The sequence below is a fragment of the Frondihabitans cladoniiphilus genome (assembly GCF_039544345.1).
Lineage (GTDB): Bacteria > Actinomycetota > Actinomycetes > Actinomycetales > Microbacteriaceae > Frondihabitans > Frondihabitans cladoniiphilus.
This window is the reverse complement of record NZ_BAABLM010000007.1, coordinates 1-13092: the sequence shown is the minus strand read 5'-3', so window position 1 is coordinate 13092 and position 13092 is coordinate 1. Positions and strand designations below refer to the sequence as shown.

Annotated in this window: 12 protein-coding genes and 1 pseudogene; 3 read left to right on the top strand and 10 right to left on the bottom strand. The window is 62.7% G+C overall.

All coding sequences use genetic code 11. The features are described 5' to 3' along the window. Positions 1-410: 410 nt before the first annotated feature. The gene (locus tag ABEA39_RS14655) at positions 411-1691 is read left to right on the top strand and encodes an alpha/beta hydrolase (RefSeq protein ID WP_345376676.1); all 1281 of its coding nucleotides are present in this window, start codon (positions 411-413) and stop codon (positions 1689-1691) included. A gap of 216 nt (positions 1692-1907) precedes the next feature. On the opposite strand, the gene ABEA39_RS14650 is transcribed toward ABEA39_RS14655, so the two are convergent. The 6 genes from ABEA39_RS14650 to ABEA39_RS14625 all read right to left on the bottom strand — a co-directional run bounded on the left by ABEA39_RS14650 (position 1908) and on the right by ABEA39_RS14625 (position 7466). Further along, a complete protein-coding gene (locus tag ABEA39_RS14650; protein ID WP_345376675.1) occupies positions 1908-2792 on the bottom strand; it encodes an ATP-binding cassette domain-containing protein in 885 nt (294 codons plus the stop codon). Continuing rightward, positions 2789-3829 (bottom strand): ABC transporter permease, encoded by a 1041-nt coding sequence (locus ABEA39_RS14645; protein WP_345376674.1) that lies wholly within the window; start codon positions 3827-3829, stop codon positions 2789-2791. The genes ABEA39_RS14650 and ABEA39_RS14645 overlap by 4 nt, the downstream gene beginning before the upstream one ends. Continuing rightward, positions 3829-4818, bottom strand: coding sequence for a substrate-binding domain-containing protein (locus tag ABEA39_RS14640; RefSeq protein ID WP_425556983.1), 990 nt, complete (start codon positions 4816-4818; stop codon positions 3829-3831). The genes ABEA39_RS14645 and ABEA39_RS14640 overlap by 1 nt, the downstream gene beginning before the upstream one ends. Positions 4819-4956: 138 nt before the next feature. After that, positions 4957-5568: a GntR family transcriptional regulator gene (locus ABEA39_RS14635; protein ID WP_345376673.1), complete on the bottom strand. Its 612-nt coding sequence runs from the start codon at positions 5566-5568 to the stop codon at positions 4957-4959. 15 nt (positions 5569-5583) lie between these two features. Continuing rightward, positions 5584-6348, bottom strand: a complete 765-nt coding sequence (locus ABEA39_RS14630) for a TIM barrel protein (protein WP_345376672.1) — start codon at positions 6346-6348, stop codon at positions 5584-5586. Between the two features lie 47 nt (positions 6349-6395). Further along, complete coding sequence (locus ABEA39_RS14625; RefSeq protein ID WP_345376671.1) at positions 6396-7466, bottom strand: Gfo/Idh/MocA family oxidoreductase; 1071 nt, start codon at positions 7464-7466, stop codon at positions 6396-6398. Positions 7467-7619: 153 nt separating this feature from the next. Here ABEA39_RS14625 and ABEA39_RS14620 point away from each other — a divergent pair, with 153 nt between their 5' ends. After that, the gene (locus ABEA39_RS14620; RefSeq protein ID WP_345376669.1) at positions 7620-8648 is read left to right on the top strand and encodes a LacI family DNA-binding transcriptional regulator; all 1029 of its coding nucleotides are present in this window, start codon (positions 7620-7622) and stop codon (positions 8646-8648) included. A 37-nt stretch (positions 8649-8685) separates the two neighbouring features. Here ABEA39_RS14620 and ABEA39_RS14615 read toward each other — a convergent pair. The 4 genes and pseudogenes from ABEA39_RS14615 to ABEA39_RS14600 form a co-directional block, all read right to left on the bottom strand. Next, a pseudogene (locus ABEA39_RS14615) lies at positions 8686-9348 on the bottom strand (MFS transporter); the annotation flags it as partial. A 25-nt stretch (positions 9349-9373) separates the two neighbouring features. Beyond that, positions 9374-10662 (bottom strand): IS3 family transposase gene (locus ABEA39_RS14610; protein WP_345376668.1). Its coding sequence is split into 2 segments (ribosomal slippage): positions 9374-10392 and positions 10392-10662, totalling 1290 coding nucleotides; the frame shifts between segments, so codons are not numbered across the junction. A gap of 240 nt (positions 10663-10902) precedes the next feature. Next, a complete protein-coding gene (locus ABEA39_RS14605; RefSeq protein ID WP_345376667.1) occupies positions 10903-11280 on the bottom strand; it encodes a VOC family protein in 378 nt (125 codons plus the stop codon). 763 nt (positions 11281-12043) lie between these two features. Further along, entirely contained in the window at positions 12044-12622 is a 579-nt protein-coding gene (locus ABEA39_RS14600) for a sigma-70 family RNA polymerase sigma factor (RefSeq protein WP_345376666.1), read from the bottom strand. A gap of 283 nt (positions 12623-12905) precedes the next feature. Here ABEA39_RS14600 and ABEA39_RS14595 point away from each other — a divergent pair. Further along, a partial coding sequence (locus ABEA39_RS14595) for a hypothetical protein (protein ID WP_345376665.1) occupies positions 12906-13092 on the top strand: 187 nt, incomplete at its 3' end.

Below are 13092 nucleotides of genomic sequence, written 5' to 3'. Positions count from 1 at the left end.
TCAGGAATCGGCGGATTTTGGAGCAACCGACGGTGTGGACGCGATCCTGTAGACGGCGCGACCCGCATGGATTTGATGAGGACAGGGCCCCGGATGGGGGATTTGTTCCCGGAATGTTCCGGCGGTAATTTGGTGAGGTAAGGGGGGCGTTCCTATCGGGGAGCCTTGTCAAGTTCGATTTCTTGAGCCCTCCACCAAGGGGATGTTCACCTGGTTTGACTCAGCAGGGGCTGGTCACCTCAGTTCAGGCCAGCGAACTTCCGAGCAGTTAGCGCGGCCCCCAGCCGGAACCTCCCTACCCGACCTCACCGCACGACACAAGTCTCGACTCATTCGGAGTTTCAGATGACCACCGACATCGCCCTCATCGCGATCGGGATTCCATTTTGCTAGAGGTCTCGCTGCTGTCCGTGCGGACCCTCGCCCCCGTCTATACCGTCGCCGGCATTGGGCTGATCGCAGTCACCGTTTTGGCCAGGCGCCGGCTCTGGTGGCTCCTCGGTGGCGCTGTGCTTGGGGCGGCCGTTGGGGCGCTGCTGAGTTGGTGGGTCGGTGACGTCTTGAACCTCGTCGATGTCTCACCGTCGTGGGTCGACCGGTTCTGGGTCAGCGCTGTCCTGGCGGGCTTTGGCGTCGCCATTGCCGCCGCGATTCGTGGTCGCTGGCTCGTCCGACTCGTCGCCGGTATAAGCGTCATCGTGTTTGCGCTGGCGGGTGGGCTTGCCATCAATCGTGACGCGGGCTTTTATCCGACGGTGGCCGATGCGATCGGATTGTCGCACGTGAAACCGATCGCCCTTCCCGCGGTCACGTCGGGGTCCACCGCATTCCGACCCGATTTGGCCAGCTCGTGGCAGGCTCCGTCTGATCTGCCCGAGAAGGGCAGATACGGGTCGATCAAGATCCCGGGTCTGGTGTCCAAGTTCGCGGCCCGCCGGGCGATCGTGTACCTGCCCCCGGCCGCTCTCATCAAGAACCCGCCGAAGCTGCCCGTCTTGATCGCCTTGTCCGGTCAAGGCCCCGGCGCCGCCCCCGCGAACGTCATCGAGGCCGGTCGGCTGGTGTCTCGCCTGAACACGATCGCGAAGGCCAATCGCGGTCTGACCCCGATTGTTGTGATCCCGGACCAGCTCAGCAGACCCACGAACAACCCCATGTGCGTCAACGGCAGGCTCGGGAACAGTTCCACCTACCTCAGCGTCGATGTCGTCAACTGGATCCACAAAAAGCTGAACGCCCAGACGGGACGGCAGGCCCTCGCTATCAGCGGGTTCTCCCAGGGCGGCACGTGCGCCATCCAACTCGGGGCGGAATTCCCGCAGAAGTTCGGATCCCTGATCGACGTCTCCGGTCAGTTGGGTCCAGTGCTCGACTCCGGTCAGGACACCGTCAAGCTTGGTTTCGCCGGCGACAAGGCTGCTTACGAGCGAGCACAGCCCTTGAACATCCTCGACCGGAACAGGCCCTACAAGCACTCGAACGCGTTTTTCGCCGTCGGTCAAGACGACTCCAGGTACGGCCCGGACATGCCCGTCGTGTCCCAAGCCGCTAGAGAAGCCGGCATGGATGTCACCACACTCATCGTGCCTGACAGTGGCCATGACTGGGCGACGGCGGGAATTGGCCTGCAAGCAGGAATCACCTGGATAATGCCCAGGGTCGGTCTTGCGAATCCGACACCAGAGGCGTAATCGAACTTCGACATTGCGCAGCCTCGAGCACTGACGTGGCGTGGCGCCTGCCGGGTCCGCCCAGAGTAGGCCCCTGAGGGGCAGTCAAATCCTCAACAGCCCCCACCGGGTCTCGGGGCTTGGGTTCGCGAATGCTGCGGGTCCCCACAATGTGGGGGCCCGCAGCGGTTGTGTGGGAACCCAGCCAAAAGGAGATGTGGGCCGACGACTGCCGCGTCAGTGGACGATGGGTGCCTCGACCTCGGCGGCTCGGATCTCTTGAATTCGGGCCCCTTGGCCGCCGACTTCTTCGAGTTCGTGTGCGAGTTCCTCCAGCTCCGCCCCACCGGCCATCATGGCCGTCAGTTCGGGCAGGGTTATGTCGTCTTTTTCGAAGTAGCCGATGCTCTTTCCGCGGCGAAGGAGAAGGAACCTGTCACCGACGGGGAACGCGTGGTGCGGGTTGTGGGTGATGAAGATGACGCCGAGTCCGCGATCCCGCGCTCGAAGGATGTATTTCAGGACGACTCCGGACTGCTTGACACCCAGAGCGGCTGTTGGCTCGTCCAGGATCAGGGCCTTTGCCCCGAAGTACACAGCCCTTGCGATCGCGACGCACTGTCGTTCGCCGCCGGAGAGGGTTCCGATGGGCTGCTCGACGTCGCGGAGGTCGATGCCCATCTCCAGCAGTTCTTTCTTGGTGACCTCCTTCATTTTTTTTACATCGAGAAGGCCGAACTTGCCGCGTAGTTCGGATCCGAGGAAGAAGTTTCGCCAGATGGGCATCAGCGACACGACGGCGAGGTCCTGATAGACAGCGGCGATGCCCGAATCCAAGGCCTCCCGGGGGGAGGTGAGGTGGCGATCCTGACCCATGATCGAGAACGTGCCGGCGTCGTGTTTGTGGAGCCCGGCGATGATCTTGATGAGCGTGGATTTGCCGGCACCGTTGTCGCCGAGGACGCAGGTGACACGGCCCGAGTCGACGTCCATCGTGACATCCGAGAGGGCGATGACGTTGCCGTAGTGCTTTCCGACGTCGCGGAGGGCGATGAGGTGCGGGCCTCCGGTGATGGCTTCTGTGGAATCGGTGACGGGCTGGTTCGCTTGGATCTCGGTCATTTCTGCTCCGCTCGGCGCTTGACGATGAGGTTGATGATGGTGGCCAAAAGCAGCATCAGGCCGAGGAAGAACTTGAACCAGTCAGGGTTCCACTGCGCGTACACGATGCCCTTGTTCGCCATGCCGAAGATCAGGGCGCCGATTGCCCCACCGATGGCAGATCCGTACCCACCAGTAAGCAGGCACCCGCCGATGACTGCGGCGATGATGTAGAGGAACTCGTTGCCGACTCCTTCGCCCGATTGGACGACGTTGAAGGCGAACAGGTTGTGCATGCCGGCGATCCAGGCGCAGAAGCCGACGCCCATGAACAGGCCGATCTTTGTCTTCACGACCGGGACGCCGACGGCGCGGGCGGCGTTCTCATCTCCTCCTGAGGCAAAGATCCAGTTGCCGACACGGGTGCGGAGGAGGATGAGTGAAGCCACGGCGACCAGGCCGATCCAAATGAACACCGTGATGTACACCGGGGTTCCGAAGATGGGTATCTGCGCGGCGAAGATGGTCTGGGCCAGTTTGAATCCCGCGAGCTGCGAGACATCTTGCGATGACACGCCGCCTGAGACGAGCCGTGTCACGGCCAGGTTCAATCCGGTCAGCATCAAGAACGAGGCCAGGGTGACGATGAAGCTGGGCAGCTTGGTTTTGATCAGGATCCAGCCGTTGATGAAGCCGACTCCGAGGGAGAACACCAGGGCCAGACCTACTCCGACCCAGATGTTGGTGGAGAAGTACCAGGCGAACAGGCTCGCGGTCAGGGACGAGGAGATGACGCCGACTCCGGCCGAAAGATCGAACTCGCCGCCAATCATCAGGAGGGAAACGCCGACGGCCATGATGCCGATCGTGGAGGACCCGTAGAGAATCGTGGCCACGGCATCGGCGTGGGTGAAGACGGGGGCGATGATGGCGAAGAAGGCGAAAATCGCTACGGCGCCGACGATCGCACCGATCTCGGGGCGTCCGAGGAGTTTGCGGACACGACCTCGTGCGACGACGCGCTCGTCGGAGACGTTGACGGCGGTGAGGGTGGCCATCAGCGGATGCCCTGCTTAGCGAATTTGAGAACGTCAGCGACATTGTCTTTATCAACGATCGCGGGCCCCGTGAGGGTCGGCTGGCCGCCTCCGAGGACGAATCCGCCCTGCTTGTAGAGGACGAGCGAATCGATGGCTTCGTAGCCTTGGAGGAAGGGTTGCTGGTCGACGGTGAAGATGATCTTGCCGCTCTGGATGTCGGTGGCGAGAGCCGAGTTCAAATCGAACGAGGCAATCTTGACCTTGCTGTTCGCGGCGGCGACGGCCTGCTCGATGATTACCGTGTACGGGGCGCCGAGGCCGACGATGGAGTCGGCGGCTGAGTCGGCCTGCAGCTTCGCGGTCACGGTTGATTGGACGGCACTGTTGTCGGTTCCGTCGACGTAAAGCGTCTCGGTATCGGGCAGGACCTTTTTGATGCCGGCGCAACGGGCGTCGAGAGCCACATTCCCCTGCTCTTGCTCGACACAGATCGGGTGGCTGAGTCCTTCTTCTTTCAGCTTGTCCCCGACCGCAGCTCCAGCGACGTCTTCGTCCTGACCGAAGTGCTCGAGGATCCCCATGCCCTTGTAGGCCGCGCTGCCGGCGTTGAGGGAGACGACAGGGATACCCGCCGCCTCAGCGGCTTTCACCGAACTGGCCAGGGCATCGGGTTTGGCGAGGGAAACGGCGATGCCGTCGACTTTCTGGTCGGTGTATTGCTGGACGAGCTGGGCCTGCTTGGAGCCGTCGGGGTCCGATGCGTAGAGCAGCTTGACGCCGTCTTTCTTGGCTGCGTCTTCCGCCCCTTTTCGCACGATGTCCCAGAACGTGTCGCCGGGGGCGGCGTGGGTGACCAATGCGATCGTGAGGCCGGAATTCTTGCCACCGGACGTCGTTCCGGAGTCGTTGTTCGCGACTCGGCCGCCTTGGCTGGAGCAACCGGCCAGGATCATTGCCACGGCGGCGGCACTTGCCGTCAGCGCAAGGACAGCGGGGATTTTCTTCACGGAAATACTCCTTTGTGTTTCGTGAGGTGGACGTCAGTGTCCGGTGACATCGAGAGAAGCTTCGAGGTATGTCGGGACAGTAGCACGTGCAAGTGTCACGTGCTATGCCCTGTCAAGAATTTCTCGAATTGGAACTTCCTAGGTTGCTGAGGTGGCGAGTTCGACTTCGAATGCAGCTGCGTCAAGGACCAGGGTCAGGCGCTGGCTATGGTTGGCCATGTCGTCCTGCACGTCGATCGTGACAAGGAGATTCGCAGAGTCCGATTCATCCCGTGGCAAAAGACCGATCGTCACGTTGCGCCGACACCCGTGGCCTCCCGAAGCGCTGAGAAGGGACTCCCAGGTGACATCAGTGTCCTTGATTTTCCAGGCTTTCCACGGAACGTTGCTGCGGATCTCCCCGACGAGACGTGAATCGACGGTGACTCTGATATGAGCTTCCGAGGATGACGCGGGATGCTGGACGAACTGACAGTCGCGGGGGCCACTCACGGTCAGGGTTGGGCTGTCGATTGTCGCCACGGTCGAGACCACAGTGGTTCCTACGCCCTGTTCTGCTCGGATGAGGCCACGCGTGATCAAGTAGCGTTTTGCTTGGATGATGGTTGCTTTGCTGACACCGTGTCGTTCGGCAAGCTCGGGATTGGTCGGCAACCGGGCCCCGACGGGCAGCTCGCCGGACGTGATGGAGTGTTCCACGATTCGGGCGATGGCCCGCCAGTGCGGGTTGTCGGGAGGGCCGGCCTTCACGTGCGGGTCTCCCTGTCAGGAGCGAGCGGGTGACGTGGAGGTGAAGGCGGTCCGGAAAGCGTCGAGTGCTTCGATGCTGGAGTCTCTTGCCCAGCCTTCGAGGCCGACGATGCCTGTGTAATCGATGTCGGTCAGGGTGCGGTTGATCGCGGGGTGGTTAATTTCGCCCGTTCCGGGTTCGAATCGTCCGGGTACGTCAGCGACCTGGATTTCACCGATGTAGGGCTGCGCCTGGGTGATCAGTTCGATGAGGTTTCCCTCGCCGATTTGCGCGTGGTAAAGGTCGAGGTTCAGCCGCAAGTAGGGGCTGTCGACGGCTTGGACGAGGGCGAGGGTGTCGGCGGCTCGGGCGAATGGTGTTCCAGGGTGGTCGACGGCTGTATTGAGGTTCTCCAGAGTGAAGACGCGGCCGTGGCGTTCGCCCAGCATCGCCAGGCGCTCGAGGGTGCGGACGGCGAAGACCCAGTCCGCGCCTGATGGGTGGGGGTGCGGAATGACCGGCAGTCCTGTCGGGTCAAGACCTGTGCCGTGCAGATTCAGTCTGGGGGAGTCGATCACGTCCGCGGCTAGGAGGGATCGTTCGGCGGTCGCGAGGAGTTCATCCGCGCCAGCCTCGTCGGTCAGGCTGCCGCGAATATAACCGGTCATGGATGAGAACGTCGCGCCGGTGCGTGCCAGGGCGTCGAGGTCGCGGGTGGTCCAGTCCCAGATCTCAACCTGGAAGCCGAGTTGGTCGAGGCGTTCTACGCGCTCGACGAAGGGAAGTTCAAGGAACAGCATCTCCGCACTAGCGGCAAGAGTGATCCCCTGCGGGGCGGTGTGGACACTCACGCGAGTGAACCGTCCTGGTTGATCCGTACGACGGCGCCCCGTTCAATGGAGGCGCGGGCCGCCAATGCGACAACGAGCGCTGCGCGGGCGTCTTCACCTGCAGCTCCAGCGACTTCCCCGGTACGGATCGCGTCGACGAAGGCGACCAGCTCATCCGTGTAGGCCTGGTGGAAGAGGTCGATGTTCAGCCGTGTCGTCTCGGCCGCTTCGCCGTCGGCGCCATAGAACCGCATGCTGGTCGAGCGGACGTCGCCGGCCGTGATCATGCCTTTGGAGCCAAAGATCTCGCCGCGGACGTCGTAGCCGTAGGAGGCGGAGAAATTGGCTTCGGCGGTGGCGATGGCGCCGTTGTCGTAGCGGATGGTGACGACGGCCGTGTCGAGCAGTCCCTTGTCTTTGTAGTCGGGGGCAACGAGCGCGTCGGCGAGAGCGACGACCTCAACAGGAGTGGCACCGGCGTTGAACCAGTTGAGGGTGTCGAAGTCGTGAATAAGTGTCTCGTTGAAGATGGTCCACGGTTTGATTGCGCCGGGGTTCGCCAGTCCCGGGTCGCGGGTCAGAGATCGCAGAAGCTGTGGGGTGCCGACTTTACCGCTGTGCACTAGCCGGCCTGCGGCGGCGAAGTCGGTGGCGTAGCGGCGGTTGAAGCCCACCTGCAGGGGGACGCCGGCGTTCTGGGCGGCAGCGATGGCGCGATCGGCGTCCTCGAGGGTCAGTGCCATTGGCTTCTCGACGAACACTGCCTTGCCCGCCTCAGCCGCGGCAACGACCAGGTCTGTGTGGGTGAACGCGGGGGAGGAGATGATGACGCCATCGACGTCCGGCGAAGCGAAAAGGTCGGCCGCATGCAGGTAGATGGTGTCGACTCCGAGAGGCGCGGCAACTTTCTCTGCGGCACCGGGCACCGGATCTGCGACCGCGGCAAGGACGGCGCCAGGGATGCGCAGGGCTACGCTCTGCGCGTGGAACGCGCCGATCCAGCCCGAACCGACCAGGCCCAATCGGACGGGCCGGCCGGTCGAAATCGCAGCGTCTGCAGGCGCGGAGAGTGAGGTGGGAGTGGACATGGGTGCCTCCTGCACGTCGTTGTGTTGTCGCGTGACCCGCGACGACCGACACGACGCTAACACGTGCTACGCGCACGTGCCAGTTCACGTGCCAGTTTGACTCAGATTAGCGGTGTCTCGGCGTCAGGGAGAGGCTTCGTGCGACGATGGAGCATGCCTGAACTCGTAAGACCGAACGAGGTGCGGCCGGGCCGGCCGACGATGAAAGATCTCGCGGATCGGGTTGGGGTCTCCCGGCAACTGGTGTCGTTGGTCCTCCGGGATCTTCCCGGCGCGAGCGATGCCACGCGGCGGCGAGTGCGGGAAGCGGCGGAGGAGTTGGGTTATCACCCTGATGCGTCCGCTCGCATGCTGCGGGGAAGACGAAGCTTTCAGCTCGGCGTCGTTTTCACCATGCGTGAGCCGTTTGAGGTGGACCTTGTCGAAGCGCTGCTGGCGGATGCGTCGAGTCGTGGCTACAGCCTGGTCCTTGGTCCTTTGTCGGCAGGGCGGCGGCAGGCTGACGTCATCGCACAGTTGCTTGGCCAACGGATCGAGGGATTGGTGGTGCTGGCGGCAGACGGAGGCGTTGCGACCCTGTCGGGTCTCCCGGCCCGCATCCCTGTCGTTCAGTTGGGTGGCCCACGTACTGATGAACCGGTAGATGATGTCCGGGTCGACGGCGCCGTTGGGATCGGCTTGCTGGTGGATCATCTGGTCGAGCTGGGGCATGACCAGATAGCTCACGCCACTGGCGGCGCGGGTCCCAACGCCGATGCGCGCCGAGACCAGTACCTCGTAGCCATCAAACAGCACGGGTTGCAGCCCGACGTGATCGAGAGTGCTTATACCGAAGAGGCGGGATTTCGCACGGCTGAGACCCTGTTGGCTCGGCCGCAGCTTCCCACGGCGTTGATTGCAGCCAACGACCGCTGCGCGGTGGGGGTTCTCATGACCCTCGCGCGCCGTGGGGTCGAAGTACCAAGGGACATGTCAATCGTAGGGTTCGACGACAGCTCGGTGGCACGCCTGCCCTTTGTCCAACTCACCACGGTCCGACATGACCCCGCCTCCCTGGCCGCCGAAGCACTTACGGCGCTCATTCGACGAATTGAAGATCCTGACGCCCCTGTCGTGACGTATCAAGACGCCCCGGAACTCATCGTCCGGCAAAGCAGCGGACCACGACGCCCGACGTTGTAAGCATTCGCGGCATTCACCCGCAGGTATCTCGGCCGTCCTAATTTTTGACGGTGTAAATCGCGCCCGTCGTGACCCCTTCTTCGATGCTCTCAAGCGTCCGGCCTCGCGTTTCCGGCACCATCGTGGCGATGAAGACCAGGGCCAAGACGCCGATCCCGCCGAACAGGAAAAATGTTCCGGAGATACCAAGAGCTGCGATGAGACTCGGGAAGAACAGTCCCAGAAGGGCATTGACAATCCAGCCAAAGAACACCGAGATTCCGATCGCTAAGCCCCTGATGAACAGTGGGAAGATCTCGGCAAGCATGACCCAGATGGCGATGTTCAAGAAGGTCTGTATGGACCCCACAAAGAGGACGACCAGGGCAAGGATCACGAACGGGCGGGCGGGGTTCCCTGCGGGCAACAGCATGGAGGCGACGGCGACAAGGAAATGCATCGTCGTCGTCAATGAAAAGCCAAGCAGCAGGGTCGTGCGCCGGTTGATTTTTTGCATCAGGCGCAGCCCGATGATGCCGCCGATGACGGCGATCACGCCCGGGGCGATGTTGGCGATCAGGGCGCCGTTGTGAGTGAATCCGGACTCGGTGAGGACGGCTTGGGCGTAGTACATGATCGAGTTGATGCCGGTGAGTTGCTGACCGATGCTGATGCCGATTCCGACGATCAGAATGCGCAAGAGCCAGGGGTCCTTAAAAGAACGAATGGATGAACCGTCCCGGTTCTCATGCCGCCGTTTTGTTGGCGGCTTCGTCGGCTGACGGGCCGGTTTTACCAGCGTAATAGTTGGCCTCGAATTCCTCGGGCGGAACGTCGCCGAGGAACGAGTGCAGGCGATCGTTGTTGTACCAGGAGACCCAGTCGAAGGTGACTTCTTCGACGTCCGCGAGGCCCTTGAGAGCGCCAGTCCGGAACGGTGAGCCGTTGCGGATCGCTTCGTTTTTGAACAGCCCCATAACGGTCTCGGCGGCGGCGTTGTCGTAGGCGTCGCCGACAGATCCGATCGATGCGACGAGGCCCTCGAGGGCGACGGTCTCGGTGAAGCGGATCGAGGTGTATTGGCTGCCGGCATCGCTGTGATGAATCATTCCGGTCTCGACTTTCCGGTCCGTTTGGTCCCGCTGCCAGAGCGCCATCCGCAGGCACGACTCCACGAACGCCGTGTCTTTCACCGTCGACGCCTGCCAGCCGACGATCGCCCGGGAGAACAAGTCGATCGCGAACGCCACGTAAACAAACCCAGACCACGTCGGAACATACGTGAAATCGGTCACCCAGGTGTGGTTCGAGCGTGGGGCCGTGAACTCCCTGTTCAGGAGGTCGCCGGCCCGTTTGCCGTTCTTCGCCGTAATGGTCGTCGTGGTCTTCCGTCCGCGAACGAGGCCGTTCATGCCCTCGGCGCGCATGACCCGGTCGACGGTGTGTTTTGACACGTCAGGGAACCCGGAGCGGGCAAGCCATGCCGTCATCTTCCGCCGCCCATAGAGCACCTCGGGCCGTTGGCGGCCTCGATGATCACGATGGTGCAGGGAGCGGAACTTCTCCACGAGCACGGCATCATCGATGGTGCGAGCGGACGCTGGGCGGCGCCTCCAGACCCGATAAGAGCGACCGGCGACGCGGACGCCCTGCTGACGCAGGACGGCGCATGTCGACTCGATCCGGTGGCCCTTGGATCTCATCTGATCGATGAAGCGGACGATTAGCGGTGGCGAGGGGCGAGTTCCCTCGCGAAGAAAGACGCTGCCGCTTTAAGGATGTCGTTGGTTTCCCGCAGCTCTGCGTTCTCTCGCTTAAGTTTTGCCATCTCGACCAGCTGCTCCGTCGTCGCGCCGGGCATCGCGCCGGAGTCGGCTTGGGCCTGCATCACCCACTTCCGAAGCGTTTCAACTCCGACGTTCAGCTTCGGGGCGAGGTCACGGCACGCAGCCGAAAGGGAGGAGTAGTTCTCGAGGCGGTCAAGGACCATCCGGACAGATCGGTCACGGACCTCGGAGGGGTGTTTCTTGGGCATGAGCGCATCCTTTCACCAGAAAGAAAGCGGCACGAAACCCGGGACGGTTGAGAGCTCTCTGCGTCATGGACACCAAACCCCGCACATTCACGCCCGAGGACGCTTCGCTACTTCGCACCCTCGCCCAGCAAGTGCAGCAACACCTCTGGCGAGCAGCGGATCTGGCGGGTTGACTCTCGAGAATGCGGTAGTCGTGAGGGTCTGATTCGTTGAGCTATGAAGGACCTGCAGCTGCGAGGTCTATTTGGCTTCGACGAGCTGCAGGATGTTCCCGTCGGGGTCTCGAAGCCGGAACATTCGCGGGACGTACTCACCTAGAACGAGCACCTGCTCATCAACATCGGCCCCCGCATCAAGTAGCCGCTGGTGTTCGTCGACGATCCCGGAACAGGCCAGGCTGATGTTCGTATCCCCGCCGACACCCCGCCACATCCCGCCACGAGGCGTCGCCAGAGCAATCACGGTCGCCGTGCCAGGCAGCGTCAGCTCAACCCATCGCATGCCGGGCGCCGGCGTAAAGTCCGACTGGACTGTGAAACCGAGGACGTCCCGGTAGAAGGCGACGGCCGATTCGTGGTCGTTCACGGGGATGACAACACTGGCGATGCTCTCGATCACGGCAGTCTCTTCCTCTAGGTTCCAGGGCGCGGGCTGTTGTTCGCGCCTGCGCGAAGGCTAGTCCCGCCACGAGTCTGCGAACAGAGCAGCTTCTGGAAGGACCGACGGAAGTCCCGGTGGCGGCTTGTTGACCCTGCGTCAGCATCTGGGTAGCGATTCTGAGACCGGCCCAGACCCCGTCGACCCGCCCTCACCATGCGAGGTCGCACGTGTCAACGTATGAATCAGGATCTGCGGAACCGGAACCACTTTTGAGTGCGGGCCCGGAGGTACTAGCGGAGAGGGCCGGTAAAGCGGACGCCCCTGCTGTTACCCGGCAGGCGGTGTCCGCTCCTGATGAGCACCAGGCCCACAAAGGCGAGACCGAGGCGGAATCAGATCGCACCAGGTCTTCGTCGAGCGACCGGGTCTGAGTCACTCAGGAGCTGGCGCCGGGTGTCGGCCAGGCGATCCAGGTGCCGCGGCATGAGTCCCGGCACCGCACTGCGCTAGACCTGGCTGACGCAGTCCGAGATAATCTCGTTCGATACGTTCACGGCTTGCCGCCTTACATTATTCGGGTGGTGAACCGTCCGACGGGTGCTCATGTCCGGCGAGTGGATGTCGCGTCTCTGTGGCACGTAACCGTCGTCCGGATTCCCTTATCCAGACTGGCTTGCAGGACACGTACGTAGGGGGCTGCTCTGGCCAGAATGAGCTGTGTTCCTGCCGTTCAAGCGTCGCCTGGGTTCGCGCATTTCTACCGGTGGACGACACGGCGCGGTTAGGAGACAGTGTTGAGCTCGTGCCGGAGATTGATAAGGCCGTCCCTGAGTCGGGTTTTGATCGCCCCCGCGTTCACGCCGAGCTGGTTGGCGATGGCGGTGCTGGAAAGCCCGGCGTCGTGGACGAGTTCGATGGCTTGTCGTTGTTTGGGGGTGAGCTGTTTCATGGCTGATTGCACGCGTTCGTGCTCGAGAAGGATCTCGACTGTTTCGCTGACATGATCAAAAGGGATCGGATGGTCGCGGATCCCGATCAGGTGGTTCCTGTTCCTGTCAGTCTGGGAGGTTCGTACTCGGTCGATGGCGCGTCGGCGGGCGAGTAGGTGGATCCAGCTGCGGGCGTGGCCTAGGGCCGGGTCGAATCGGGCGGCGCTTTGCCAGATGTCGAGGTAGACCTCCTGGGTTACTTCCTCCGCTTGGGATGCGTCGATGAGAACGCGACGGATGACGTGAAACGTGGCCTGGTGCGTCCGCCGGTACAGCGCATCAAAGGCGGCAGCATCGCCTCGCGCGATCCGTGTCAAGAGAGTGTTCTTGTCAGTGTTGCCGGCGTGGTCTGGAGGGTCAACCTCAGTCATCGTTGTTCCCGGTGGGGGAGGCGGCAAGCACTGGGCCGCTTGAAGGGGGATCGCCGACGTACGTCCGCGACACACCAATTATCGTGTTTGAGCGGGGGCACCGCAGTCGGTATTTCGGGGTACCTCCTGCCCGCATGCCGCCCGGGGAATGAGAGTGCGTCTATTGGTCACGAGTCAGTAACGACGGCGAAAAAGGCCGGATCGGACCCAACCCCTGGGGGCAGGGCGTCGAACACCTGTCATCGGGCAGACGCCCACAAACCTTCCACCAAAGGATCACCAAATGTTCAAGATGTCCAAAGCCGGAGTCTCCTTCGCCGCAGCCGGTCTCCTCATCGCCGGAGTCGCCGGAGTCGGCGTCACCGCCGCCAACGCCACCCCGAACGTGCACCTCGCCGCCTCGTCGAAGATCCCCGCCCCCGTGGCAGCCGTCCCCGCCCTCTTCGGCGGCAACACCTCCGTCGCCCTCG